The sequence below is a fragment of the Sphingomonas sp. MMS24-J13 genome, assembly GCF_044905095.1.
Classification (GTDB): domain Bacteria; phylum Pseudomonadota; class Alphaproteobacteria; order Sphingomonadales; family Sphingomonadaceae; genus Sphingomonas_I.
In genome coordinates this window covers 3,855,255-3,881,571 of record NZ_CP173258.1, presented here as the reverse complement: position 1 = coordinate 3,881,571, position 26,317 = coordinate 3,855,255, and the positions used below count along the sequence as shown (strand labels likewise).

The window sequence follows — 26,317 nt, the reverse complement described above, 5'->3', positions numbered from 1 at the left end:
ACGGGCGCTCGCAGGAGATGCGGGCCCGAGGACGTGACAGCCGGTAAAAGGCGCCGGCCCAATCGTCAAGCGCGAGATGGTGCCGACGCTACGGCGCGTCAAGGTGAATGAACTGCCTTCTCCCGCGCAAAGGGAGAGAGATCGAGACCTCAGAACGGTTTGACGATGACCAACACGACGATCGCCGCGGTCGCAATGCCCGGAATTTCGTTCATCAGGCGCAAGGCTTTACCGCTTGTCGGCCGCTCGCCGCGTGCCAGTTTCTTGCCGTAGCTCACCATCCAGCCATGATAGCCAGACAGGCCGACGACCAGCAGCAGCTTCAGGTGAAGCCAGCCCAGCCCGGGCGAACCGCTGAACAAGCCGATCTGCCAGGCGAGCGTCAGCCCGAAGATCCACACCAGAATCATCGCCGGCGTGATGATGATATTGCGCAGCTTGCGCTCGCGATCGATCCAGCGGCGCTCCTCGGCCGATCCCGGCGCGCTTTCCTGATGATAGACGTAGAAACGCGGCAGCATGAACAGGCCCGCGATCCAGAAGATCACGAAAATGACGTGGCCGGCCTTGATCCAGAGGTACGTCACGGTCAGCAGGTTTCCCAGCGCGGTCAGCGTCATGCGCGCAATATAGAAAGCAAATGCTCGACATGCACGATCGGCGTGTCGGGCAAAATGCCATGACCCAGGTTGAAAATATGCGGCCTGTCGCAAAATGCCGCCCGGATACGCGCTACCGCGCTATCAAGCGCTTCGCCACCCGCAATCAGCGCGAGCGGATCGAGATTGCCCTGCACCGGCAAATCCTTGGGCAGATGGAGATTCGCCCAGACCGGATCGACCGTCTCGTCGACGCCGATCGCATCCACCCCGGTCTCGCGCGCATAAGCGGGTAGCTTGCCGCCCGCGCCCTTGGGAAAACCGATGATCGGCACGCCGGGGCAGCGCATGCGCAGCTGGCTGACGATCCGTGCGGTCGGCTCGATCACCCAGCGTTCGAACTGCGCAGGTGACAGGCTGCCGGCCCAGCTGTCGAACAGCTGGACGGCATCCACGCCTGCCGCGATCTGACCGGCAAGATAATCGACCGTCATCGTCACGACCGCATCGATCATCGCGCCGAATGCGGCGGGATCGCCATAAGCCAGCCGCCGCGCGGCCGCCTGCTCCTTCGAGCCCTGCCCCGCGACCATGTAGGTCGATACCGTCCACGGCGAGCCGGCAAAGCCCAGGAAGGTGGTCTCAGGCGGCAATTGCGCGGCAACCAGCCCCACGGTGCGGTAGACCGGGTCCAGGCGCTCGGGCACCCGTTCCAGCCCCTTCATGACCCCATCGATCAGCGGAGGGGAAAGACGCGGGCCCTCGCCGACTTCGAAGCTCAAATCCTGCCCAAGCGCGTGCGGGATGACGAGAATGTCGGAGAAGAGGATCGCGCCGTCGAAGCCGAAGCGCCGGATCGGTTGGAGCGTCACCTCCGCCGCAGCCTCGCTATCATGAACGAGGTCGAGGAACCCGCCTTTGTCCGCCCGGAGCGCGCGATATTCGGGCAGATAGCGTCCGGCCTGACGCATCAGCCAAACCGGCGGTGGATCGCGACGCTCGCCTTTCAGCACCGCGAAAAGGGGCCGATCGACGGGTTTTTCGTCCGAAATGGGCAGGGCTGAGGGCATCTCTACTTTCTATAAATTGAATTTAGGAGAGTCTGTAGGAGTCAGTTGGCGGCCCGATAGCGGGAATTATCGGGCAGGGGGAAAATTGCCAACAGCTTGACTCCCCAAAACGTGGCGGTTTGCCGCGAGTCCCGCATACTTCCCCCGATATCCACAGGCAGGTCCATTTTGGTAATCCCCTGTGGATTAAAGTGTCGTTAGAGGCGGCGGAGCGAGGATCGCTGGTTCACCTTGCAGCTACGCACTGCATTCCGCTAGCGCTACCCCCATGTTTATCCACAGCCTTCGCACTTGCAATACGGGCCGCGCCTGATGCGGCTTCACCTCCATCTGCTGTCGGATTCGACCGGCGAGACGCTGGAGGCGATCGTCAAGGCGGGTATCGCCCAGTTCGACGCGGTCGAGACGATCAAGCATTTCTGGCCGATGGTGCGTTCCGAAGGGCATCTCAACCGGGTGCTGGCCGAGATCATCCAGCGGCCTGGCTTGATCATCTACACGCTCGTCAATTCGGATGTGCGCCGCACGCTCGAAGAACGGTGCCGCATTGCCGGTCTGCCCCACGTCGCGGCACTCGATCCGGTGACCGACGCGCTCCAGCGGCTGCTCGGACAGGAGGCCAAGGCCAAGCCCGGGCGCCAGCACGTGCTCGACGCGGCTTATTTCGCCCGCGTCGACGCGATCCAGTTCACGATCGCGCATGACGACGGCATCGCGCCCGAGGATTGGGAGGAGGCCGATATCGTGCTGGCGGGGGTTTCGCGTTCGTCCAAGACGCCAACTTCGATCTATCTCGCCAATCGCGGCTACAAGGTGGCCAATATCCCGCTCGTGATCGAAAGCCCGCCGCCGCCGATCCTCTACGAACTGAAGAAGCCGCTCGTGATCGGGCTTACCACCAGCCCCGATCGGCTGATCCAGATCCGCCGTAACCGGCTGCTCTCTCTCAATCAGGTGGCGGAAACGGCCTATGTCGATCAGGACGCGGTCGCGCAGGAATTGGCGTTTGCGCGGCGGATGTTCGCCGACAAGGGCTGGCCGGTGATCGACGTCACCAGGCGCTCGATCGAAGAGACGGCGGCAGCGATCATCAACCTGCTGCTAGGGCGCCAGAGCGAGACCAGAGCGTGAGCGAATTGATCCTGGCATCGCAATCGGCATCGCGGCGCGCGATGCTGACGGCGGCGAGCGTGCCCTTCACCCCCGTCTCGGCCGGCGTCGACGAGGATGCGGTCAAAGCCTCGCTGGCCGGCTTGAACGGGCGCGATCTGGCGGATGCGCTAGCGGAGATGAAAGCCATCAAAGTGTCGCATCGCTTTCCCGATAGTCTCGTGCTGGGATGCGATTCGACCGTCACTGCACCGGATGGGCGCCTGATCGACAAGACGACGAGCCGTGAGGAAGCCGCCACCCAATTGCGCAGCTTCGCCGGCGCGACGCATCGCTTGAGCAGCGCCGCAGTCGTGGCGTTGCGCGGCCAGCCGATCTGGCGGCACGTCGATACCGCCAAGCTGACGATGCGCGATTTTTCCGACGCTTTCCTCGCATCCTATCTCGATGCCGAATGGCCGGCGATCGGCGGCTGTGTCGGCGGCTACCGGATCGAGGGGCTGGGTGCGCAGCTCTTCACCAGGATCGAGGGCAGCCATTTCACCATTCTCGGCCTGCCGCTGCTGCCCTTGCTCGACTGGTTGAGGGTCCGGGGAGTGATCGCGGCATGACCGCACCTTATGCCGAGGTGATCGGCGATCCGATCGCGCAGTCCAAATCGCCGCTGATCCACAAATTCTGGCTCGACCGGCTGGGTTTGTCAGGGGATTATGCGCGTCGGCTGGTCGCACCCGCCGATCTCGCGGCCTATTTGACCGAACGGCGTGGCGATCCGGCATGGCGCGGCTGCAACGTCACGATTCCCCACAAGCAGCTGGTGCTCCCCCTGATCGACCGGCTCGATCCGTTGGCCGAGCGGATCGGCGCGGCAAATATCGTGGTGCGTGAAGGCGATGTGCTGATCGGGCATAATAGCGATGCCCCCGGTTTCCTCGAACCCCTCAAGCCTTGGCTTGCCGAGCGTCACCTGCTCCGGACGGCGCGCATCATCGGCACCGGTGGTGCGGCGCGCGCGATCGCGCATGCCTTGTGGGATGAGGGTTTCACCCTGGTCTTCATCGCGCGCGATTCCGCCAAGGCTGAGCTGCTCGCCAATGAATTCGATCGTAGCCACGCGCATGTCGGGCCTTTGTCGGCGCTGGCCGAGCCGCTGACCTTTGATTGGGGCGACACCGACGAACGCCTCGATCTGGTCGTCAACGCGACCTCGCTCGGTATGACCGGGCAACCGCCGCTGGCGATCGATTTCTCCAACGTGCCCCCGGGCGCAATCGTCTACGATGCGGTTTATGCGCCGCTGGAGACGCCCTTGCTCGCGGCCGCGCGCGAACGCGGTCATCCGGTCGTCGATGGCCTGCGCATGCTGGTCGGCCAGGCACGGATCGCGTTCGAGCATTTCTTCGGCGCCACACCGCCGGCCGATGCCGACGCCGATTTGCGGGCGCTGCTGACGGCATGACGATTGTGCTCGGCCTGACCGGGTCGATCGGCATGGGTAAATCGACCGTCGCAAAGATGTTCGTGCGTGCCGGCGTGCCGGTGTTCGATGCCGATGCCGAGGTCCGGCGTCTGCAGGGCCCGGCCGGCAAATTGCTTGCGGCGATCGAGGCGCTCTTTCCCGGGACGACCGACGCCGATGGAGTCGATCGTGCGCGGCTCGGCCAGGCGGTTCTCCACGACAAGGCGGCTTTGCACCGACTCGAGCGGCTCATTCATCCCGCGGTGGAACGAGCGCGGCGCGCGTTTCTTCGCCGCCATCGTGGCCGGCGGCTGGTCGTGGTCGATATCCCCCTCCTGTTCGAGAAAGGCGGCTGGCGTCGGGTCGATGCGATTGCGGTGGTTTCCGCCGCACCCTGGCAGCAGGCGAAGCGGGTTCTGGCTCGGCCGGGGATGGATCCGGCCAAACTGGCGCGGATTCGCGCGCTGCAGACCCCCGATCCCGAAAAGCGCGCGCGTGCCGATTTCGTCATCCCGACAGGGAGCACGATTCTGCGGACTCGTGCCAAAGTCGCGGGGATCGTCGCTTGCCTCTCGGCGCGCGCAGTCCGATACTCCGCCGATGCGTGAGATCGTGTTCGATACCGAGACGACGGGCCTCAGCCCACAGGATGGCCACAGGCTGGTCGAAATAGGCTGTGTCGAGATTTTCAACCGCGTCCAGACCGGACGATCCTTCCACGCCTACATCAATCCCGAGCGCGATATGCCGCGCGAGGCCGAGGCGGTGCACGGCCTGTCCATGACCTTCCTGTCCGACAAGCCGTGTTTTCACGCTGTCGTGGACGATCTGATCGAATTTCTCGGCGACAGCCCGCTCGTCGCACATAATGCGACCTTCGATTTCGCCTTTCTCAACTGGGAGCTGTCGCAATGCGGCCATGTCCCGATCTCGCTGGCCCGGATGGTCGATACGCTCGCCATGGCGCGAACCCGTCATCCGGGCGCGAAGCACAGCCTCGACGCGCTTTGCACCCGCTATGGCATCGATCGCAGCCAGCGCATCAAGCATGGCGCCTTGCTCGACGCCGAGCTGCTGGCGCAGGTCTATGTCGAATTATGCGGCGGACGGCAGATCGGGCTCATCCTCGCGGAGACGCCCGCGGCGGGCATGCAATTGGCGGAGAGTGCCATGAGCATGGCGCGCGCGCCACGACCCGTGCGTCCGCCGCGCCCTCATGCGGCAAGCCCTGAGGAACTGGCGCGCCACGCAACGTTTATTCAAAAGCTGGTCGATCCGCTCTGGGCTCAATTCCCTGCGGCTTGACCGCGGCATCGCGTCTCGCTTGGGGGTCGGTTTGATCCCCAACGGCGCCGAAAAGGAGAAGAAACATGGATATCCGGGTCTCCGGTCACCAGGTCGATACGGGTGATGCACTGCGCACGCACGTCGAGGAGCGGCTTCAGGGCCTCGCCGAGAAATATTTTTCGCGTAGCATCTCCGCCCATGTGACCTTCGGCCATGGCCCGCATGGTGCCTTCTCCTGCGATATCGTCGCGCACGTCATGCAGGGCGTGATCCTGAAGGGGGCGGGCCAGGGCAATGAAGCGCATCCGGCCTTCGATCAGGCGGCCGATCGGATCGAGACCCAGCTGCGCCGCTACATGCGCCGTCTCAAGAATTGTCACGGTGTGGCCAACGGCGCGGATACGGGCGAGATCGAGGCGGATGCGGGTTACACCGTCTTCCAGCAGGCTCCCGAGGAAGACGAGATGCTCGGCGACCACCCGCCGGTAATCGCCGAAACCCGGGTCGACGTGCCCGAGGCGAGCGTGTCCGACGCGGTGATGATGCTCGATCTGCGCAACACCAATGCCTTGCTCTTCAAGAATTCGGGCACAGGCTCGTTCAATATGGTATATCGTCGGGGCGACGGCACTATCGGTTGGGTGGAGCCGCAACGCGCTGCCTGATTTTCGATGGTGCGAAACCGGGTGGGCTTAGGCTCACCCGTTCATGGATATGTGATTCTGGTGTGATGGACGATCTTTCCGATTTGCTCGGGCCCGAAGCCGTGCTCGCGGGCCTCGTGGCACCCAACAAGAAGACATTGTTTCAGCAATTGGCCAACGGTGCTGGCCGGTTGACCGGCATGGATCCGCGCGTGATCGTGGAGCGGCTGGTCGAGCGTGAGCGTCTCGGTTCGACTGGCTTCGGTGGTGGCGTCGCGATTCCGCACGGCAAGATCGACGGACTCGATCGGGTCGTCGGCGTGTTCGCCCGGTTGTCGGCACCGGTCGATTTCCAGGCGATCGACGATCTGCCGGTCGATCTGGTTTTCCTGTTGCTCTCGCCGCCCAATTCGGGGGTGGAGCATCTGAAGGCGCTGGCGCGCGTCAGCCGGCGGCTGCGCGACAAGGCATTCGTTGCCAAACTGCGCGGCGCAGGCTCCACCGACGCGCTCTACGCGCTGTTCGCCCAATCCGACGCTCGCGACGCGGCCTGACATGACGGGCCGGCTCGCCGCCGGTCTGCTCGTCTCGGCTCTGATCCGCCGCGTCGAGGCGGCTGGCGGCAGTGCGATGGTATTGGCGCGGGGCGATGCCACGGCGGGGTCCCTGCTGATCCAGCTGGCGGAGCGGGGTGTCGCGGGGCAATTACTCGAACGCACACTCAATTCCCGGGGCAGCTATGCATGGACGCCGGTTGGTCCGGAGGATCCGGCGGCGCGCGGAGACTACATCGCTCGACGGCGACGGAACGATCCCGATCTGTGGGTAATCGAACTGGATGCGGCGCATGCCGCTGCAATCGTGAATGAGGTCGCAGCCGGATAGTTCCCCGACCGTCGCCCCGAAACAGGGATCAGCGTGACGATCGGTCGATTGACTTGGACAGCGGCACTGCCCCAAGTCGTTTCGCATGCGCTTCTTCTCCGACAATGCCGCGCCGGTGCATCCGGCTGTGTTCGCCGCGATGCAGGCGGCCGATCAGGTCGATACGGCCTATGACGGCGATTCGCTCAGTCGGGGACTCGACCGGGCGATGTCCGATCTGTTTGGGCGCGAGGTCGCGGCCTTGTGGGTGGCGACCGGAACCGCCGCGAATTCGCTCGCGCTGGCGGCGCTGACTCCGCCTTATGGCGGCGTGATCTGCCATCGCGATGCGCATATCCAGAATGACGAATGCGGTGCGCCCGAATTCTACACGCATGGTGCCAAATTGCTGCTTGGCGACGGGCCGGGCGCAAAGCTGACGACAGAGAGCGCCGCGGCGGTGGCAGACGTAATTGCCAACGATGTCCATCGCGTCCAGCCGCACGCCTTGTCGATCACCAACGCGACCGAATATGGCTGCGTCTACACCCCCGACGAGGTCGTCGCGCTCGGCGCGCTCGCCAGGGCGCGTGGCTGGGGCTTCCATATGGATGGAGCGCGCTTCGCCAATGCGATCGTGCATCTGGGCTGCACGCCTGCCGAACTCACGGTCGGCGTCGATGTGCTGAGCTTCGGTTTCGTCAAGAATGGCGGGCTGTCGGCCGAGGTCCTGGTCTTCTTCGATCCCGCTTTGGCCGATGCCACCAAACGCCGCCGCAAACGGGCCGGGCATCTGCTGTCGAAGGGTCGCTATCTCGCGGCGCAGGTCCACGCGATGCTGAAGGACGATCTCTGGCTCGCTACGGCGCGCGCCGCCAATCGCGCCGCTGCGACCCTCGCCGGCGCGGCGGGCGAGCGGCTGATCCACCCGGTACAGGCGAACGAGCTGTTTCTGCGCATGACGCCCGCCGAGGCGGCAAGCTTGCGCGGGCAGGGTTTCGATTTCTACGATTGGGCCGAAGGTGAGATCAGGCTGGTTACCCACTGGGCCAGCCCCGAGCGGGAAGTGACGGCGCTGGCGCAGGCTATCGCCGCGCTGTGATGACGCCGTGACGTTCGACGCGCCCTTGCCGGCGCGCGCACAAAGGCGCGTCGCAATCCCCTTCATCGTCTGCACGATGGTGTGGGGATCGACCTGGTTCGTGATCGGGTCGCAGCTTCATTATGCCCCCGGCGCCTGGTCGGTCGTCTATCGCTTCGCACTGGCCAGCATCGCGATGTTCATCACTGCGACGTGGATGCGGGTGCGGATCACGCTGCCGGCGCATGCGCATCCGCTGGCGCTGATCTTCGGCATCACCCAATTCACGCTCAATTACACCTTCGTCTATGCGGCCGAGGATCGGATCGCTTCGGGGCTGGTGGCTTTGGTCTCCGCGCTATTGATAGTCCCCAATGCCCTGCTCGCGCGGCTCTTCCTGGGGCAATCGGTGTCGCGCCGGTTCCTGCTGGGGTCGGGCATCGCGATCGCGGGGATCGCCTTGCTGTTCGCCCACGAAATGGGCCAGTCGGCGAACAACTCGCATCGCATCTTCACCGGCGTCGCGTTCAGCCTGATCGGCTTGTCGGCGGCCTCTATTGCCAATGTGCTTCAGGCAACCAGACGCGCCGCCGCGCTGCCGCCGCCAACCCTGCTCGCCTGGGGCATGGTCTATGGCACCGCCTTCGATGCGGCGTGGGCGTGGATTTCGGTTGGCCCGCCGGTCTTCTCGTTCGCGCCAGCCTATATAGCGGGCTTGTTCTATCTCGCGTTGATGGGATCGGCGGTGACCTTCTCGCTCTATTTCGCCCTGATCCGGCAGATCGGCCCCGCACGGGCGGGGTATATCGCCGTGCTCGTGCCGGTGATCGCGATGCTGCTTTCGACCTTGTTCGAAGGGTATCACTGGACCGCGACCGCCGCCGCCGGGGCTTTGCTCACCATCGCCGGGCTGGTCGTCGCAATGCGTGCACGTAGCGCACGCTGAACGCTTCCACCGTTGCTGTTCCACAGGTAGATACTTCCAATGCTCGACGCCAATGCTGCCGCCGTCACGCCGCCCGCCGCCATCCGGCGCGAGGATTATCGCCCGCCCGACTGGCTGGTGCCCGAAATCGCACTCGACGTGTCGCTCGATCCTGCCCACACGCGGGTCAAGGCGCGGCTGACCGTTCGGCGCAACGGCGAGCATAGACGTGCGCTCCACCTCGATGGCGATGGCCTGATCCCGATCGGGGTGCTGATCGACGGCGAGGAATTGCACGATAGCTGGCGGATGGACGGACCGGCTCTGGTAATCGACCTGTCCGGCACCGACCATCTGATCGAAACCGAAGTGGAGATTTCGCCCGCCGCCAACTCGGCTTTGATGGGCCTCTATGAATCCAACGGCCTGCTCTGCACGCAGTGCGAAGCCGAGGGTTTCCGGCGCATCACCTTCTTTCCCGACCGGCCCGATGTGCTGAGCCGTTACACGGTGCGGATGGAAGCCGACAAAGCCCGTTTTCCGATCCTGCTGGCGAACGGCGATCCCGTCGATACCGGCGATCTGGCGGCCGGCAAACATTATGCGCTGTGGCGCGATCCCTTCCCCAAGCCCTGCTATCTGTTCGCGATGGTGGCGGGCGATCTGGTCGCCAACTGCCAGGTCTTCACGACGCGGTCGGGACGCGACATCGATCTCGGCATCTGGGTGCGCGCGGGCGATCTGCCCAAGACCGATCATGCCATGGCCGCGCTCAAGGCGTCGATGGCGTGGGACGAGCGCGTCTATGGCCGCGAATATGATCTGGCCATCTTCAACATCGTCGCCGTCTCCGATTTCAACTTCGGTGCGATGGAGAATAAAGGCCTCAACATCTTCAATTCGCGTTACATTCTTGCCGATCCCGATACGGCGACCGATGCCGATTTCGATGCGGTCGCGGGCGTGGTGGCGCACGAATATTTCCATAATTGGTCGGGTAACCGCGTCACCTGCCGCGACTGGTTCCAGCTCTCGCTGAAAGAGGGCTTCACGGTCTTTCGCGATCAGCAATTCTCGGCCGATCAGGGATCGCCGGCGGTCAAACGGATCGAGGATGTCCGCGCGCTCCGTGCGGCGCAATTCCCCGAAGATGCCGGCCCGCTCGCCCACCCGATCCGGCCCGAATCCTATATCGAGATTTCGAACTTCTATACCGCGACGGTCTACAACAAGGGCGCCGAGGTCATCCGCATGCTCCACGCCTTGCTTGGGCCCGAAGGCTTTCGGGCCGGCACCGATCTCTATTTCGAGCGGCACGATGGCCATGCGGCGACATGCGAGGATTTCGTGGTGGCGCTGGAGGATGCGACCGGAGCGGACCTCACCCAGTTCCGCCTCTGGTATACCCAGGCGGGCACGCCGCGGGTCACGGCATCGCTCGAGCATGACGTGCCCGGCGGCCGCGCGCGGCTCAAGCTCAGCCAGACGATCCCGCCGACCCCGGGCCAGCCGGACAAGCAGCCGATGGTGATTCCGCTGCGCGTGGCGCTTCTGGGCGAGCGCAGCGGCAATCCGATGGGCCCCGAGCAACTCATCACGCTCGACGCGTCCGAAGGCGAAGTGCTCTTCGACGGACTCACCGAGCGTCCGATCCTGTCGATCAACCGCGGCTTTTCGGCGCCGATCGTGCTGCAGAGCAATCGCAGCGCGAGCGAACTCGCGTTCCTCTCGGCGCACGACAATGATCCGTTCGCGCGCTACGAAGCGATGCAGCAGTTGATGCTCGATACGCTCATTGCTGGTGTGGCCAAGGGCGGTAACGATCATGGTCCGGTGATCGAGGCGATCCGCGATACGCTCACCGATCCTGCGCTCGACGCCGCCTTCATCGCCGAAGCGGTGTTGCTGCCGAGCGAGGCTTTGATCGGCGATCAATTGGCAGAGGTCGATCCGGAGAAGATCGCCGCGGTGCGTGAGGCGCTGCGTGCCGACATCGGCACGACGCTGGAGGATGATTGGCGCGATGCTTATGCCCGTTCGCGCGCCAACCGCTTCGAATACACGCCCACCGCCAAGGGTGCACGCCGCATGCACACGGTGGCGCTCGGCTATCTCGCGGCGAGCGGCGCGCAAGACACCGCCCGGCTGGCCTATGAGCAATTCGCTGCAGCGGACAATATGACCGACCGGCAGGGCGCGCTCGGCGTCCTCGCCAACGGCACGGCGGCCGAGCGCGAGACCGCGCTCGACGAATTCTATCAGCGCTATCGGCAGGATCCGCTGGTGCTCGACAAATGGTTCACCGCGCAGGCGCTTTCCACCCGCGCCGATACGCCCGCGGCGGTGGAGAAGCTCTCGCGCCATCCCGATTTCACCATCGCCAATCCGAACCGACTACGCTCCCTGGTCAACGCCTTCGCGGTCAACCAGCGTGCGTTCCACGATCTGGCGGGTGGCGGCTACCGTTTCCTGGCGGACATGATCCTCGCGGTCGACCCCCGCAATCCACAGAGCGCGGCACGGTTGGTGCCTTCGCTCGGCCGCTGGCGCCGGTTCGAACCGAAGCGTGCGGCGGCGATGCGGGCGGAACTCGAGCGGATCCTCGCGACGCCCGGGCTGAGCAAGGACGTGCTGGAGCAGGTTTCGAAGAGCCTGAATTAGGGCTTCCCGACCCAATCCGCCACCTCGGCGGCGACTTGGTTCGCCGCCTGGTTGATCGCTGTGCTGACCGTCATCGGATCTTCCGAAGTCACCGGCACCCGCGCGCTGAAGCGGCGGGCCTCGAGCTTGTCGCTGCCGGTACGGGCGATCGACGCGTCAAACGTTACCACCGCTGCAAAACCCGGCCCATCAAGGCCGAAGGCGGAGAGCTGGCCGAACAGGCGGGTGTTGGGCTGCACCGCCTGCTGCCGCGGCTCGGGCACGACGCGTCCGGTCCGCACGGTGATCGTCTCGGCGAGCAGGCTGCGGAACAGGCCGGCTGGCGGCGCGGTCCATGCACCCCCCTTGAGATAGGCCATCGCGGTCGGGCCGTTGGTCACCAGCACGCGGGTATTGGCAAGCGAGGAAATCGCCGTCAGCGGCGCGATCGAGATCGCCGCCTTGTCGTCGGTGATCCGGGTCGGGCCGGCGGCGAGCGGGGTCGTCGCCGACAGCGCCATCAGGTTTGCCGGCGGCTTGGGGGAGAGATTGACGCAGCCGGCAAGCGACAGCGCGGCCGCGACAGCCAGCAGGGAGAGAGGCGGTTTCGTCATTTCTTCCTCGGCTTGTAGTCGGGCAGGCGCGTGCCGCCGATCAGGCCACCGGCGCCGCCGCTATCGAGCTTGCCCGACAGCGCGGAGAGCGAACTGGCAGTATCGCTGAGATCGCGCACCAACTGGTTGATCGCGGGCACCGTCTGGGTCGAGAGGCCCTTCAGCGCCGGCTTCGCGTCGTCGACCGTGCTGTCGATATTGGCCATCGTATGCTTGGCCGATGCGAGCGCGTCGTTGAGGTTGGCGAGCACCGGCCCGATCCTGGCATCGGTATGGTCGGCCAGATTGCCGATCTTCTCGGCCGCGTTGCCGGCCTGATCGATCGCCTTGTGCGCCTCGGCGAAGGTCGCGGCGATCTCGTCGCCACGATCGGCCAGCTTGCCGCTCAGCGTATCGACATGTGCCAGGATATTGCCGATCGACTTCTGGTTCTGCGGATTGAGCAGATCGGTCAGCCGCTCGGTCAGCGTCGTCAGCCGCTCCAGCAACTGCGGTGCGTTGTTGAGCAGGGCGCCCAGGCCGCCTGTCTTCGGTGGAATCAGCGGAAAGCCCCAGGGGCCCGGCTGATCGATCGAGGGCGCGCCCTTGACGGCGCCATCGAGGTTGATCTGGCTCACGCCGGTAAAGCCGACCCCGGCGATGGTCGCGCTGGTGCCCTGCAGCACGGGGGTGTTCTTCTTCACCTGTATCCGTACGCGGATCAGTTCGGGCTGATCGGGCAACAAGGTGATATCCTCCACCTTCCCGACGGGAACGCCCGAGAAGGTGACCGAAGATCCCTTGGCAAGGCCATCGACCGAAGTCTTGAACAGGATGTCGAATTTCTTGTCGTCGGTGCCACCCGCCGCCGCCATCCATACGGTGAAGGCGAGGACCATGGCGATGAGGGCCAGGACGACGCCCCCGACCAGAACGTGATTCGAGCGGTTTTCCATCAGCTTGTCACCGCCTTAGCGTCCCCTGTTGCCGAATCGCCGCCGGCCGATTGCAGTGCCGCACGCCGTCGTTTCAGGCTTTCGGCCGAATCTTCGCTCGCCTCGCGATCGGATGCATCCTGAGCAGCCCGTCCGCGCGGCCCGTTGAAATATTCCTAAATCCACGGATGATCCAACGCCAATAGTTCCGGGATCGTTCCGACCGCCACGACATGCTTGTCGGCCAGCACCGCGACGCGATCGCAGATGGCGTGCAACGTATCGAGATCGTGGGTGATCAGGAAGACGGTGAGGCCCAGCGTTTCCTTGAGGCTCTTGATCAGCTCATCGAACGCGGCCGCGCTGATCGGATCCAATCCGGCGGTCGGCTCGTCCAGGAACAGCAATTCGGGATCGAGCGATAAGCTTCGCGCAAGGCCCGCGCGCTTGCGCATGCCGCCCGAAAGTTCGGAGGGATATTTGGGCCCGGCCTCGGCAGGCAGCCCGGTCATCGCAACCTTGTACGCGGCGATTTCGTCGAGCAATTGCGGATCGATGTGCGGGAAATATTCGCGCAACGGCACCTGTACGTTCTCGGCAACCGTCAGCGTCGAGAAGAGCGCGCCGCCCTGAAACAGGACACCCCAGCGTCGCCGCACATCGCGCGTCTCGATGTCAGGACGGCCGATCAGCTCCTCGCCGAACACGGTCACCGTGCCGGTGTCAGGGGTCTGCAGGCCGATGATCGACCGCATCAGCACCGATTTGCCGGTCCCCGATCCGCCGACCACGCCCAATATCTCGCCACGGTGCACATCGAGGTCGAGATTCTCGTGCACCTTCTGCTCGCCGAAGCTGTTGGTCAGCCCGCGAACGCAGATGACGTCCTCGTCATCCTGCTCTTTGGCGACGCTCATATCCAGCCCACCGATGCGAAGAAGACCGCGAAGAACGCATCGAGCACGATCACCAGGAAGATCGACTGGACGACGGCGGCAGTGGTGCGCAGGCCGACCGCCTCGGCATTTCCTTCGACCTGCATGCCCTGGTAGCAGCCGGCAATCGCGATGATCATCCCGAACACCGGTGCCTTCAGCAGGCCTTGCCAAATGTCGGTCATCGGCACGACCTCGCGGATGCGGCTGACGAATGTGATCGGCGGAATATCGAGGCTGAACCAGCAGAACAGGCCGCCACCCAGCAAGCCGACCATCGCCGCATAGAAAGCCAGCATCGGCATCATCCAGAAGGCCGCTATGACGCGCGGCACGACCAGGGCTTCCATCGGCGAGACGCCGATCGTGCGCATCGCATCGACCTCTTCGGCGAGCTTCATCGATCCGATCTGCGCGGCGAAAGCCGATCCCGATCGCCCGGCGACCATGATCGCCGTCATCAGCACACCCAGCTCGCGCAGCGTGAGCCGCCCGACCAGGTTGATCGTAAACACCTCGGCACCGAACTGACGGAGCTGGATCGCGCCCTGCTGGGCGATGACGATGCCGATCAGGAAGCTCATCAGGCCGATGATCCCGAGGGCGTCGATACCGACCACCTCGAACTGGCGGACTACCGCGTTCCAGCGAAGCCTGCGTGGGTGCAACGCAAGATCGCCAAGCGATATCAGCACGGCGCCGAAGAAGCCGATCAGCTCGATCAACGTCTGGCCGGCGCGGATCGTGGCGGTGCCCATCCGTTCGAGCACGCGGCTGAAGGAAGACATGTTTTCCGGCCGGATCTTGAGCGGCTGATCGGCGGCGGCGACCTGCTCGAGCAGATGGCTTTCCTCCGCGCTCGCGCCCTCTACCTCGGCATCATGATCGCGCGCGATGCGATGCACCAGCCAGGCGCCGACGGTATCCATGCGTTCGACCTGGGACAGATCGATCTTGTCGGGCGTTTCGCCGAGCGCATCGAGCCGTTGCGACAGGTCGCCGATGCGGGCGAGGGTCAGCGTGCCGCTGAACCGCAACGTGCCGTCATCGATATTGAAGTCGGCCGGCGCAGTCATACGGCGAGATTATTCCCCGCAAAGGAAAGAGCAACGGCCATAGCTCGTCGGAGACGTTCTGTGACCAGGAATGTTCCGCACCCGGCTCGATCCGCCGCACGCTTTATTTCAGATGATCGGCATACCAGGCGAGCCAGCGCTGCATCCGGTCCTTGAGGAAGCTCGGTCGCTTGAAGCCGTGAAACTGGCCCGGATAGATGATCAGCCGCGTATCGATCCCGCGGCTCTTCAGCGCCTGATACATCTGCTCGCTGTTGGGCAGCGGCACGTTGAAATCCTTGTCTCCCACCATGAACATGGTCGGCGTGACGATCCGGTCGTTATGGTAGAACGGGTAGGAGATGCGCAGCCAGACATCCATGTGCTCCCACGGCTTCCCGAGCTCCATTTCATAGTCGCGGATATATTGATCGGTGCCGTAGCCGGCGAGCACGTTGGCAATCGAGGCGCCGCTCACCGCCGCACGGAAACGCGTGTCGGAAGCGATCAGATAGTTGGTGAGCATGCCGCCATAGCTCCACCCGCCGACGACGAGCTTCTTCGGGTCGGCAATGCCATGCGCGACCGCATCGTCGACGGCCGCCAGCGCGTCCGGCACGGCCGGGCCGCCCCAATCGGCGTAGAGCGCCTTGGCATAGGCTTCGCCCCGCCCGGTGCCGCCGCGCGGGTTCGACGAGACGACGGCATAGCCGGCGCCGGCGAAGATCTGCCACATCGCCCACCCGCCGCTCGCCGCGGTGAATTGCGATTGCGGGCCCCCATGGTTGAACAGGACGGTGGGAAGCGGCGGGGTGCCCGGTTTCGCATCGGGCGGGGTAATCAGGAAGCCGTGGACTTCGGTGCCGTCCTTGCTGCGAAAGCTGGTGCGGGCGATCGGCGCGAGCGCGATCTCCTTGAGCCAGGCGTCATTCTGATGGGTCAGCTGGCGCGGCTTGCCGGCGTCGAGGACATAGACTTCGTTAGGCGCCTTGTCGGTGCCGGTCAGAAAGGCGACCCGGCCAACTGCCGATATCGGCGCGCTGATCGTCGTCATCGGATCGCCCGCCAGCGCCTTCACCGGGCCGCCGCTTGCCGCCACTTCGGCCAGCCGCTGCGCGCCGTCATCCTCCACCGTGAAGCCGATGCTGCGCCCCTCCTTCGACCAGAAGGGGTTGCTGACGTTGCGATCGAGTGAGCCGGTCAGGATGCGCGGAGCACCGCCCGCCACCGACACGACCGCCAACGTGCGTACGCCGTAGGAGAAAAGCGCGATCGGGCCGCCCTGCAGGTAGGCGATGTTCTTCCCGTCGGGGCTCCATGCCGGGTAGCTTTCCCACTCGTCGTCATTGTCGGCGCCCTTGAAGCTGGTGAGCGCACGCGGCTCGGCCGGCGCCGCGCCGACCGTCACGAGCTGAAGATTGCTATCGTAGGTGCGGTCGGGATCGGGCGCGCGCTTCGAGGTGAAAGCGATACTCTTTCCATCCGGCGACCAGGCCGGCAACGCCTCGTCGTAATCGCCGGTCGTGACCCGCCGCGCCTTGTGCGAGGCGAGATCGTAGATCCACAGCCGCTTGCGCTGCTTGCCGAGATAGCCCTCGATATCCTGCTTGAACTGGAAGCGGTCGATCACGATCGGCTTGGGCTTCTTCTTGTCGCCTTTGGTCTCGGCAACCGCGGTCGGCGCTACCGGTTCGGGCGTCGGCGCCGCACCCGCGCCGGGCTTGGTCGCGGACGGCACTTCGGCCTGCGCAGCGGCATTGGCGGCCTCATTGGGATCGGGATCCTCGACGATCAGCGCGACCGACTTCGAATCGGGCGCCCAGGCGAGATCGACGACGGATCCGGTTATGCCGGGCAGTCTGGTCCCCTCGCCGCCGCTGCGGTCCATCAGCCACAGCTGGTCTTCCTCATGCTCGTCCCCGCGCGAGGATACGAAGGCGATCCAGCGGCCGTCGGGGGAGAAACGCGGGCTGCTCTCGCTTTCGCCATCTCGGCCGGTGAGCTGGACCTGGCGCTTGCCGTCCCATGACGACATCCACAGGTGACGAACCTGCTTGTCGGCGGCGACGTCGATCGTGCCGACCGAATATGCGACCCATTGGCCCGACGGATCGATCTGCGGATCGCTGACCGTCGCGATCCGCATGAGATCGTCCGGCCCCATCGGCCGCAGCGCGAGTGCCGGCGATCCAGCGCTCGCCAGAAGAAGTGCTGCCGCGATCCGCCGCTTGATCATGCCGTCCCCCATGCATCGCCTATGGCAACGCATGGGGAGTTCAGGCCCTAGACGTCAAGGTTGGCGACGGAGAGCGCATTGTCCTGGATGAACTCGCGACGCGGCTCGACTACGTCGCCCATCAGCCGGGTGAAGATCTCGTCGGCGACATCGGCTTGCGTAACCTCGACCTGGAGCATCGCGCGATTGTTGGGATCGAGCGTGGTTTCCCACAATTGCTCGGCATTCATCTCGCCGAGACCCTTGTAGCGCGCGATCGCCGTGCCCTTGCGGCCGGCGGCAAGCACTGCATCGAGCAATTCGGACGGGCGCGAGATACGCTTGGCCGTCTTGCTGTCGACGATCGGGGTTTCCTCGCCATCCTCGCTCTCTTCGACCTCGGCTTTGCCGATGGGGACGATGCGGGCGACGTTGACGTAGCTCGGAGCCTGCTCGGTCGCGAGCGTGTGGAGCCGACGCGCTTCGGTCGACTGGATGAAAGCTGCGTCGACGATGTGATGATCGGTCACGCCGCGCCAGAAACGCTTGGCATGATAACCGCCCTCCGACGTCGCCTCGACCTCCCACTTCGCTTCCGGATCGGCGCGGCCGAGCCAGCCGGCGACCGTGCCGGACACCGCCCGACGATCTGTCAGCGCGGGATCGAGCGCACCGCCCAAGGCCAGCGCTTCGATCACACGGCTGTCGTAGCGCTTCGGCACATAGGCCATCAGCCGCGCCATGCGCTGGGCATGCTCGACCAGTTCGCGCAGATCGTTGCCCGAACGCTGCCCGTCCGGCCCGTCGAGCATTACCGCCGCCAGACCATTGTCGAGCAGGTAGGCGTCGAGCGCCGGCTGATCCTTGAGGTAGGTTTCCGACCGGCTCTTGGTCACCTTGAACAAAGGCGGCTGCGCGATGAAGAGGTGCCCTCTCTCGATGATCTCGGGCATGTGCCGATAGAAGAAGGTGAGCAGCAGGGTGCGGATATGCGCGCCGTCGACGTCTGCGTCGGTCATGATCACGATCTTGTGATAGCGCAGTTTGTCGATGTTGAAGTCGTCGCGGCCGATGCCGGTGCCGATCGCCTGGATCAGCGTGCCGACCTCCTTCGACGATAGCATGCGATCGAAGCGCGCGCGCTCGACGTTGAGGATCTTGCCCTTGAGCGGCAGGATCGCCTGGGTGTTGCGATCGCGGCCCTGCTTCGCCGAACCGCCGGCCGAGTCACCCTCGACCAGATAGAGTTCGGACTTGGCCGGATCGCGCTCCTGGCAATCGGCGAGCTTGCCGGGGAGCGAGGCGATGCTCATCACGCTCTTGCGGCTCGCTTCGCGCGCCTTGCGGGCGGCTTCGCGCGCGGCGGCGGCGTCGATCGTCTTCTGGATGATCGATTTGGCGTGGCCCGGATTTTCCTCGAGCCACTCCGCCATCTTGTCGGCCATCAGGCTTTCGAGCGGCTGGCGCACCTCGGACGAGACGAGCTTGTCCTTGGTCTGCGATCCGAACTTCGGATCGGGCAGCTTGACCGATACGATTGCGGTCAGCCCCTCGCGCATATCGTCGCCGGTGAGGCTGACCTTCTCGCGCTTCATCATGCCGGATTTCTCGGCATAATTGTTGAGCGTCCGCGTCAGCGCCGCGCGGAATGCCGCGAGGTGGGTGCCGCCGTCGCGCTGCGGGATGTTGTTGGTGAAGCAGAGGACCTGCTCGTAATAACTGTCGTTCCACTCGAGCGCGACCTCGATGCCGACATCGTCGCGCTGCCCGCTGACCGAAATCGGGTCGGGAAAGAGCGGTGCCTTGGTGCGATCGAGATAGCGTACGAAGGCACCGATGCCGCCTTCGTAAAACAGTTCGATTTCGCGACGCTCGGCATGGCGTGCGTCGATCAGGAACAGTCGCACGCCCGAATTGAGGAAAGCAAGCTCCCGGAAGCGATGCTCCAGCTTGTCGAAATCGAATTCGGTGATCTTGAAGGTCTCGGCCGACGGCATGAAGGTCACCTTCGTGCCGCGCTTCTCGCCGCACGGGCCGACCACCTTGAGCGGGGCCTCGGCATCGCCGTGCCGAAACCGCATGTAATGCTCGAAACCGTCTCGCCAGATCGTGAGATCGAGATAGTCGCTGAGCGCGTTGACGACGCTCACGCCGACGCCGTGGAGGCCGCCCGAGACCTTGTACGCATTCTTGTCGTTGGTGTTGTCGAACTTACCGCCGGCGTGAAGCTGGGTCATGATGACCTCCGCGGCCGAAACGCCTTCCTCGGCGTGGATGCCGGTCGGGATGCCGCGGCCATTATCCTCGACCGAGACCGATCCGTCCGCATTGAGCGTGATCAGGATCTTGTCGCAATGGCCGGCGAGCGCTTCGTCGATCGCATTGTCCGAAACCTCGAACACCATATGGTGGAGGCCCGATCCGTCGTCGGTATCGCCGATATACATGCCCGGCCGCTTGCGGACGGCGTCGAGGCCCTTCAGCACCTTGATCGAGGAGGCGCCATATTCGTTTTCTTCGGGGGTAGTTGCCATAGCGAGCATATAGGGAAACACACCCCGAAACCCAAGCGAAATGGCTATCCTGGCGCCAGCCGAAGCGGGGCCTTCCCTCCACCTCCGCGGCATGCTCATATTGCGTCGCAGCAAGAGTCGCGAAGGGGCATGATATGAAGGCACGTTGGGCGCTGGCAGTAGGAATGATGGCGCTCTGCCAGTCGCTGAGCGCGCAGGCGCCGGCCCTGCGCCCGGATCAGGTCGCGTTTCGCGCGCTGTATCAGGAGCTGGTCGAAACCGACACGAGCATCACCACCGGCAGTTGCACGGCGCTTGCCGAAAAGGTCGCCGGCCATCTGAAGGATGCCGGGTACAGCGCCGATCAGATCACTTTGTTCTCGACACCCGAGCACCCCAAGGAAGGTGGACTCGTCGTGGTCCTGCCGGGCACGTCGAAGACACTCAAGCCGCTGCTGCTGCTCGGCCATATCGATGTCGTCGTCGCCAAGCGCGAGGACTGGACGCGCGACCCGTACAAGCTGATCGAAGAGAATGGCTATTTCTACGGTCGCGGCACCAGCGACATGAAGGCGATGGACGCGATCTGGATCGACGCGATGATGCGCTTCAGGAAAGAGGGCTATAAGCCCAAGCGCACGATCAAGCTGGCACTGACCTGCGGCGAGGAGACGAGCTGGGCGTTCAACGGCGCCGAATGGCTCGCCAAGAACAAGCGCGACCTGATCGACGCAGAATTCGCGCTCAACGAGGGCGGTGGCGGCCGCGCGGGGCCGGACGGCAAGCCGGTCGTGATGAACCTCCATGTCGGCGAGAAATCGGCGCAGAATTACCGGATCGAGGCGACCAATGTCGGCGGCCACAGTTCGGCACCGATCCGCGACAATGCGATCTACGAACTGGCGGATGCGCTGGTGAAGATCCGCGACTACGAATTCCCGCTCAAGATGACCGACACGACGCGGGCCTATTTCGCCAAGGCGGGGGCGGCACGCCATGATGCCACGGGCGAAGCGATGATCGCGATCGCGAAGGATCCGAATGACAAGGCGGCCGAGGCGATCCTCAACAAGGACAAGAGCCTCCATTCGATGCTGCGCACCACCTGCGTCGCGACCTTGCTTGACGGCGGCCATGCCAACAATGCGCTACCGCAGCGTGCGGGCGCCAACGTCAATTGCCGCGTCTTCCCCGGCGAGAGCTCGGAAGAGACCGCCGCGGCGCTGACCAAAGCGATCAACGATCCGCGCATGACGGTGAAGCTCGAGAAAGAGCGCGGCCCGCTCGCCTCACCGCCGCCGCTCGATCCCAAGGTGGTCGGCCCGGCGGAGAAACTCGTCGCCAAATATTATCCGGGCGTGCCGCTGATCCCCGCGATGTCGACCGGGGCGACCGACGGCATCTTCCTGGAAGCCGTCGGTATCCCGGTCTATGGCCCGCCGGGCACTTACGGCGATCCCGACGGCAACGGCACGCACGGCCTCAACGAGCGCGCGCGCGTCGCCTCGGTCTACACCGGGCGCGATCTGCTGCAGGAACTGATCAAGGCCTACGCAGGGTGAAAAATCGGGGGCGGCGGCGCAAGGTTGCCGCCCCTTCACACTTCGACAATTCAGCCGAAGGCGCTCGCGCGCTGGCCGAGCAAGGTGATCTCGACGCGACGATTGCGACGCATATTCTCGGGGCTGGTATTCGGTGCGACAGGGTCGGCCTCACCATGCCCGCGCACCCGAAAGCGCGCTGAAGTGACGCCCATCTGAGCGAAGGCCGCCCGCACGCTGGCGGCGCGCCGATCGGACAAGGCTTGATTGTGCGCATCGCTGCCGCGGCTGTCGGTAAAGCCGTCGATCGCCACCCGGACGCCGGGATTGTCATTCAGATAATCGGCGAGCGCCTGCAACTTGTCGATCGCGCCGGGGCGCAGATCGGCGCTGTCGGTGCGGAACAGCACATCCTCCTGCAGCGTAAGCCGTGCGCCCTCGCGCGTATCGCGGAAACCATAGCTACGCATCGCCGCCCGATCCCAATGGTGCCGCCCGGGCGGACCCGCGATCGGGCCCCGATCGACGATCGTCCAGCTGAAGCGCGTCCGATCCGGGCCGATCGCCCCGAGGAAGGCGTCGTTCGCAGCCTGCGCTTCACGCGGGCCGATGAAGCCGTCATGCCGGCGATCGAAATTGCGCAGCACGAAGGCGCGTCCGCGGCGGGTTTCGCGCAATTCAGGCAGCAACATCCTTACGCCGGGGCCGACCAGTTCATAGGGTTGGCGATCGTCGTCGCGCCCGCCTGCCCAATCCCAGCGGCCGGGCTCCCAGCGCTGCGCCATGGCGGGCGATGCCAGCGGTAGTGTGGCGATGCTTACCAGGGCAATCGCAATCAAAGTGCGTGGTTTCGTCACGAACCGTCTCCTTTTCAGCCCACGCCCGCGACGATGTGTGCCGCCGCGCCGTTGAACCGCCGCTGAGTGCGGCAGGCAGGCCAGGTTCAGGTCAGGCGATCGCGCCCTCGGAAAGCGTGAGGCGTGTGGCCGAAGCCGGCGCCTCGTCGAATAGGCCAGGCTCGGTTCCGGTCATCCATGTCTGGCCGCCGGCGCGATCGAGGCGGTCGAGCAGCGCGGCGCGGCGCTGCGGATCGAGGTGCGCTGCCACCTCGTCGAGCAGCAGGATCGGCCGCTCGCCCCTTTGCTCGGCGACGCCGTCGGCATGCGCCAGGATCAGCCCGAGCAGCAACGCCTTTTGTTCGCCGGTCGAGCAGAGTTCGGCAGGCATGGCCTTGTCGAGATGGGTGACGGCCAGGTCGGTGCGGTGCGGCCCAACCAAAGTGCGGCCGGCAGCGCCGTCGCGGCCCCGCGATGCCCGCAATTCGGCGGCAAGCGCGGCCTGGACATCGCTCGTCGGCAGCCAGCCGGTCAGGGCCAGCCCGGCGCGTGCGAACGGCCCTGTCGGTTGGGTCGCGAGCCGCTCGGCCAGCGCGGCGACGGTTCGCGCGCGCGCCTCGGCGAGGGCTGCGCCATGCTCCGCCATCCCTGACTCGAGCGCGGCGAGCCAGGCGGGATCGGCGCCCTCGGGTTCGGACAGCAGCTTGTTGCGCGCACGCATCGCCGCCTCGTAGCGGCTGGCATGCGCGGCGTGGCCCGGCTCACGCGCCAGGACCAGCCGGTCGAGGAACCGGCGTCGTCCGCTCGCACCTTCGGCGAACAAGCGGTCCATGGCAGGTGTCAGCCATAGCAGAGCCAGCCATTCGCCCAGCGCCGCGGCCGACGCATCCGCCCCATTGATCCGAACCTGCCGCCGCTCGGGCGCCGCCGCGAGCGTGCCCGTGCCGATATCGACATCGCCCAGCCGCGCGCCGATCGCAAACCCTCCCGGCCCGTCGTTGCGGGCCATGGCCGACAATGTGGCGCCGCGCAGCCCGCGTCCCGGCGAGAGCAGCGAGACGGCCTCGAGGATGTTGGTCTTGCCCGCCCCATTCTCGCCCGTGAGGATGACGAGCCCCGGCTGCGGCGCGATCAACGCGTCGGTATGGTTCCTGAAATCGGTGAGCGCGAGACGGGTGATGACGGGCATGGACAGGACCGAAGTACCACTTCGATCCGGTCGGTCACACCCGCATCGGCATCAGTACATACAGCGCCGCGGCCTTGTCATTCTCGCGGATCAGGGTCGGCGCCGCGGCGTCCGCCAGGTGGACCTCGACCGTGTCGCCATCGATTTGGCCAAGGATGTCGAGAAGATAGCGGGCGTTGAAGCCGATATCGAAGGGCAGCGCGGTATAGTCGCCCGGAACCTCCTCCGCCGCGGTCCCGTTCTCCGGGCTGGTCACGGAAAGCGTGATCTTGTCGCGATCGAGGCTCATCTTCACCGCACGGGTTTTCTCGCTGGCGATGGTGGCGACGCGATCGACGCCCTCTTCGAAGCTGCGCGGATCGATCTTGAGCAATTTGTCGTTCGCGGTCGGGATGACGCGCGAATAATCGGGGAAGGTGCCGTCGATCAGCTTCGAGGTCAGGATCGCGGTGCCCATTCCGAAGCGGACTTTGGTCGGCGACAAGGAGACATCGACCGAACCATCCACCTCGTCGAGCAATTTGCGCAGCTCGCCGACGCATTTCCGCGGGATGATAACATCGGGCATACCTTCGGCGCCATCGGGGCGCGGCACGGTGACGCGGGCGAGGCGGTGGCCGTCGGTGGCGGCGGCCTTCAGCACCGGGGTCGCATCGTCCGAGACGTGGAGGAAGATGCCGTTCAGATAATAACGCGTCTCCTCGGTCGAGATGGCGAAGCGCGTCTTGTCGATGATCTGCTTGAGCGTCTCGGCGGGCAGATCGAACCGCGTCGGCAGTTCGCCCTCGGCGATCACCGGGAAATCCTCGCGCGGCAGCGTCTGCAGATTGAAGCGCGCGCGCCCGGCGACGACCTGCATCTTGCCGTCGGATGCGGTCAGCGAAACCTGCGATCCCTCGGGCAGCTTGCGCGCGATATCGAACAAGGTGTGTGCCGAAACGGTGGTGGCGCCGGTCGTCTCGACCTGCGCCGCAATCGTCTCGACGATCTGGAGATCGAGGTCGGTCGCCATCAGCCGCAGCCCGTCCGCCGTCGCCTCGATCAGCACGTTGGACAGGATCGGAATGGTGTTCCGCCGCTCGACCACCGATTGGACATGGCCCAGGCTCTTCAAGAGGGTCGCCCGTTCGATCGTCGCCTTCATTAATCCTGCCCCAAAACCGCGTTGGAGGAATGTTATAGCGCTGCGGGCCGCCGCCGCCAGCGCTTTTGCCGCCTTGCCAAGCGAGTGTGGCTGGGGAACGGTCGCGGCATGCGGTGCGCGATGCTCATTCTGCTGGCCGGGCTTGGTGCCGCGCCGTCGGTCCAGGGCCGTACCGCCCTCGGCCAGTTCGATCGATGGGGCGCGTTTCGCGAGCCGCCGGGGCGGTGTTTCGCAATGGCTGAACCGACCGGCGGCAGGCCAAGCCGCGATCGGCCTTTCGTCGCGATCACGCGGGCGCGCGGCGGCGGAGCGCCGCGCTTCTATGTCGCGACGAGCAGGCCCCCGCGACCTGGGACACCTTTAAGGCTGGAAATCGGCGAGCGCAGATTCGCGCTGATGGGATCGGGCGGGGCCGACGCGCGGGAAGATGCGCGGATCATCGCTGCGATGCGCCGCGCCGATCGGTTGCGCGTCCTGGGCGTCGATATGCGCGGCCGGCGCTTCCGCGACGATTATCCCCTGGCCGGCGCACCGAGCGCTATCGACGCGGCGATCATTGGCTGTCTTCCGTAAAATGGTAAATATCGACACGCCTCGAGAGAGACGCTAGCATTCGCGTCCGGAGGGGATGGCACTGGGGAAACTCGGGAGCGATCCAATGATGCAGCGTCCAAGTCCCAAGCCGACACCCTGCAGTGAGCGGGGGCATCTGATCGAGAAAGCGGGCTGCTACGCGTTGCGGCGCGCAGACGGCAGCGAAACCTGGCTCGAACTCGATGCGATCCCGCACCATCTGGTCAACGGCCCCGTCCAACTTTCGGGGCGGCGCTTCGCGGCCGAACTGATCGAGGTCGATGCGATCGGACCGATATGAGCGCCCTATTGGCGTTGTCTCGGGAACTCCATGCTCATGGGCAATTCGGCGAATGACGCGTCATCGAGCAGCTTTTCCGGGTGGATCGAGGCTGGCATCAGTTCGTTCGGCGTCACCTTCTGTAGCAGCACGCCACGATCACCCAGAGCGATGATGACGCAACCCATTCCCAGCAGATAAGGAACCGCCATCGCGCCCTTACCCCACCAGCGATTGCGCCAATAATCGAAAATCGTGTCGTCCAGGCAGATGAAGCCATTGAGCGAGACTTTCGGCAATGCCGCGCGCGCTTGGGCAAAATGCGCATAGGCCGATTGCTGGTTGGTAAGCCTCAAATCGTGGCGCTCGTAGAAATCCCCGATCCGGCCGCGCAAATTCTCTTCGTGAACGGGATCATTGATCACGTCGAAATTATCGAGATAAAGTAGGAAGATCGGTGCCTGCCATGCCATCATTACCGCGGTACCGTCGCCCTGAATGAACAGGGCCGGCGGCTCGACAAGTTCCCCGCGTTCGGGCGCGAGGTCGATCGACGTGAAGCGCCGCCCAAGCGCGATCGCCAACCGATTCAAATCATGAGTGGAGCTTTCGCCGTATGGGAGCCCAGGCGCAGGACGCGCAGTCCCGACCTCGACGATATCGCCTGCGCAATTCGGTAGCACAGCGTCAATATTAGCGCGCTTCTTGTCGATCAATTTGTGCGCCGACATTGGTTACCCCACAATGGTTAATAAATGGTAACTCTTCACACGCTATCGCGACAACAATCTTACAACCGATAGATTTGTTTGCAGTGCACCATTTTTGC

At 64.8% G+C, this 26,317-nt stretch carries 25 protein-coding genes and 1 pseudogene; 14 read left to right on the top strand and 12 right to left on the bottom strand.

Annotated elements, in window-relative coordinates; all coding sequences use genetic code 11:
- Positions 1-149 precede the first annotated feature (149 nt).
- Together AB4Z44_RS17715 and hemE are read right to left on the bottom strand one after the other, a co-directional pair.
- A complete protein-coding gene (locus tag AB4Z44_RS17715; RefSeq protein ID WP_404710997.1) occupies positions 150-620 on the bottom strand; it encodes a CopD family protein in 471 nt (156 codons plus the stop codon).
- Positions 617-1,669, bottom strand: coding sequence for a uroporphyrinogen decarboxylase (gene hemE, locus AB4Z44_RS17710; RefSeq protein WP_404710996.1), 1,053 nt, complete (start codon positions 1,667-1,669; stop codon positions 617-619). The genes AB4Z44_RS17715 and hemE overlap by 4 nt, the downstream gene beginning before the upstream one ends.
- 309 nt (positions 1,670-1,978) lie before the next feature.
- Between hemE and AB4Z44_RS17705 the strand changes: the two genes are divergently transcribed.
- From AB4Z44_RS17705 to pepN, 11 genes are all read left to right on the top strand, one after another.
- Positions 1,979-2,800, top strand: a complete 822-nt coding sequence (locus tag AB4Z44_RS17705) for a pyruvate, water dikinase regulatory protein (protein WP_404714268.1) — start codon at positions 1,979-1,981, stop codon at positions 2,798-2,800.
- Between the two features lie 41 nt (positions 2,801-2,841).
- Positions 2,842-3,390, top strand: a complete 549-nt coding sequence (locus tag AB4Z44_RS17700) for a Maf family protein (RefSeq protein WP_404714267.1) — start codon at positions 2,842-2,844, stop codon at positions 3,388-3,390.
- On the top strand, positions 3,387-4,238 hold the full coding sequence (locus tag AB4Z44_RS17695) for a shikimate dehydrogenase family protein (protein WP_404710995.1): 852 nt from the start codon (positions 3,387-3,389) through the stop codon (positions 4,236-4,238). Before AB4Z44_RS17700 ends, AB4Z44_RS17695 begins: the two co-directional genes overlap by 4 nt.
- Complete coding sequence (gene coaE, locus AB4Z44_RS17690; RefSeq protein WP_404710994.1) at positions 4,235-4,846, top strand: dephospho-CoA kinase; 612 nt, start codon at positions 4,235-4,237, stop codon at positions 4,844-4,846. The genes AB4Z44_RS17695 and coaE overlap by 4 nt, the downstream gene beginning before the upstream one ends.
- A complete protein-coding gene (dnaQ, locus tag AB4Z44_RS17685; protein ID WP_404710993.1) occupies positions 4,839-5,543 on the top strand; it encodes a DNA polymerase III subunit epsilon in 705 nt (234 codons plus the stop codon). The genes coaE and dnaQ overlap by 8 nt, the downstream gene beginning before the upstream one ends.
- Positions 5,544-5,608: 65 nt before the next feature.
- A complete protein-coding gene (gene hpf / locus AB4Z44_RS17680) occupies positions 5,609-6,190 on the top strand; it encodes a ribosome hibernation-promoting factor, HPF/YfiA family (protein WP_404710992.1) in 582 nt (193 codons plus the stop codon).
- Positions 6,191-6,255: 65 nt separating this feature from the next.
- Complete coding sequence (locus AB4Z44_RS17675; protein ID WP_404710991.1) at positions 6,256-6,723, top strand: PTS sugar transporter subunit IIA; 468 nt, start codon at positions 6,256-6,258, stop codon at positions 6,721-6,723.
- 1 nt (position 6,724) lies between these two features.
- A complete protein-coding gene (locus AB4Z44_RS17670; protein WP_404710990.1) occupies positions 6,725-7,054 on the top strand; it encodes a DUF1491 family protein in 330 nt (109 codons plus the stop codon).
- An 85-nt stretch (positions 7,055-7,139) separates the two neighbouring features.
- On the top strand, positions 7,140-8,135 hold the full coding sequence (locus AB4Z44_RS17665; RefSeq protein ID WP_404710989.1) for a threonine aldolase family protein: 996 nt from the start codon (positions 7,140-7,142) through the stop codon (positions 8,133-8,135).
- Positions 8,136-8,142: 7 nt separating this feature from the next.
- Complete coding sequence (locus tag AB4Z44_RS17660; RefSeq protein WP_404710988.1) at positions 8,143-9,060, top strand: DMT family transporter; 918 nt, start codon at positions 8,143-8,145, stop codon at positions 9,058-9,060.
- A gap of 39 nt (positions 9,061-9,099) precedes the next feature.
- Positions 9,100-11,700, top strand: coding sequence for an aminopeptidase N (pepN, locus tag AB4Z44_RS17655; RefSeq protein ID WP_404710987.1), 2,601 nt, complete (start codon positions 9,100-9,102; stop codon positions 11,698-11,700).
- Here pepN and AB4Z44_RS17650 read toward each other — a convergent pair.
- The 6 genes and pseudogenes from AB4Z44_RS17650 to gyrB form a co-directional block, all read right to left on the bottom strand.
- The gene (locus AB4Z44_RS17650) at positions 11,697-12,293 is read right to left on the bottom strand and encodes an ABC-type transport auxiliary lipoprotein family protein (protein WP_404710986.1); all 597 of its coding nucleotides are present in this window, start codon (positions 12,291-12,293) and stop codon (positions 11,697-11,699) included. The genes pepN and AB4Z44_RS17650 overlap by 4 nt on opposite strands.
- Positions 12,290-13,228 carry an MlaD family protein gene (locus AB4Z44_RS17645; protein WP_404710985.1) on the bottom strand — a complete coding sequence of 313 codons (939 nt, stop codon included), beginning with the start codon at positions 13,226-13,228 and terminating at the stop codon, positions 12,290-12,292. Before AB4Z44_RS17645 ends, AB4Z44_RS17650 begins: the two co-directional genes overlap by 4 nt.
- A pseudogene (locus AB4Z44_RS17640) lies at positions 13,228-14,124 on the bottom strand (ABC transporter ATP-binding protein). The gene AB4Z44_RS17645 and the pseudogene AB4Z44_RS17640 overlap by 1 nt, the downstream one beginning before the upstream one ends.
- The gene (locus AB4Z44_RS17635) at positions 14,121-15,218 is read right to left on the bottom strand and encodes an ABC transporter permease (RefSeq protein WP_404710984.1); all 1,098 of its coding nucleotides are present in this window, start codon (positions 15,216-15,218) and stop codon (positions 14,121-14,123) included. The pseudogene AB4Z44_RS17640 and the gene AB4Z44_RS17635 overlap by 4 nt, the downstream one beginning before the upstream one ends.
- A gap of 103 nt (positions 15,219-15,321) precedes the next feature.
- Positions 15,322-17,433 carry a prolyl oligopeptidase family serine peptidase gene (locus AB4Z44_RS17630; protein ID WP_404710983.1) on the bottom strand — a complete coding sequence of 704 codons (2,112 nt, stop codon included), beginning with the start codon at positions 17,431-17,433 and terminating at the stop codon, positions 15,322-15,324.
- Between the two features lie 47 nt (positions 17,434-17,480).
- Positions 17,481-19,946 carry a DNA topoisomerase (ATP-hydrolyzing) subunit B gene (gene gyrB, locus AB4Z44_RS17625; protein ID WP_404710982.1) on the bottom strand — a complete coding sequence of 822 codons (2,466 nt, stop codon included), beginning with the start codon at positions 19,944-19,946 and terminating at the stop codon, positions 17,481-17,483.
- Between the two features lie 134 nt (positions 19,947-20,080).
- Between gyrB and AB4Z44_RS17620 the strand changes: the two genes are divergently transcribed.
- A complete protein-coding gene (locus tag AB4Z44_RS17620; protein WP_404710981.1) occupies positions 20,081-21,487 on the top strand; it encodes a M20/M25/M40 family metallo-hydrolase in 1,407 nt (468 codons plus the stop codon).
- Positions 21,488-21,537: 50 nt separating this feature from the next.
- On the opposite strand, the gene AB4Z44_RS17615 is transcribed toward AB4Z44_RS17620, so the two are convergent.
- The 3 genes from AB4Z44_RS17615 to dnaN all read right to left on the bottom strand — a co-directional run bounded on the left by AB4Z44_RS17615 (position 21,538) and on the right by dnaN (position 24,635).
- Positions 21,538-22,323, bottom strand: coding sequence for an OmpA family protein (locus AB4Z44_RS17615; RefSeq protein WP_404710980.1), 786 nt, complete (start codon positions 22,321-22,323; stop codon positions 21,538-21,540).
- A gap of 91 nt (positions 22,324-22,414) precedes the next feature.
- Positions 22,415-23,491: a DNA replication/repair protein RecF gene (gene recF, locus AB4Z44_RS17610; RefSeq protein ID WP_404710979.1), complete on the bottom strand. Its 1,077-nt coding sequence runs from the start codon at positions 23,489-23,491 to the stop codon at positions 22,415-22,417.
- A 34-nt stretch (positions 23,492-23,525) separates the two neighbouring features.
- On the bottom strand, positions 23,526-24,635 hold the full coding sequence (dnaN, locus tag AB4Z44_RS17605) for a DNA polymerase III subunit beta (protein ID WP_404710978.1): 1,110 nt from the start codon (positions 24,633-24,635) through the stop codon (positions 23,526-23,528).
- A gap of 120 nt (positions 24,636-24,755) precedes the next feature.
- On the opposite strand from dnaN, the gene AB4Z44_RS17600 reads away from it, so the two are divergent.
- Complete coding sequence (locus AB4Z44_RS17600; protein ID WP_404710977.1) at positions 24,756-25,208, top strand: hypothetical protein; 453 nt, start codon at positions 24,756-24,758, stop codon at positions 25,206-25,208.
- 85 nt (positions 25,209-25,293) lie between these two features.
- Positions 25,294-25,509 carry a DUF5818 domain-containing protein gene (locus AB4Z44_RS17595; protein ID WP_404710976.1) on the top strand — a complete coding sequence of 72 codons (216 nt, stop codon included), beginning with the start codon at positions 25,294-25,296 and terminating at the stop codon, positions 25,507-25,509.
- A 5-nt stretch (positions 25,510-25,514) separates the two neighbouring features.
- Here the strand turns inward: AB4Z44_RS17595 and AB4Z44_RS17590 are convergent, their stop codons facing one another.
- Positions 25,515-26,219 carry a hypothetical protein gene (locus AB4Z44_RS17590; RefSeq protein ID WP_404710975.1) on the bottom strand — a complete coding sequence of 235 codons (705 nt, stop codon included), beginning with the start codon at positions 26,217-26,219 and terminating at the stop codon, positions 25,515-25,517.
- Positions 26,220-26,317 lie beyond the last annotated feature (98 nt).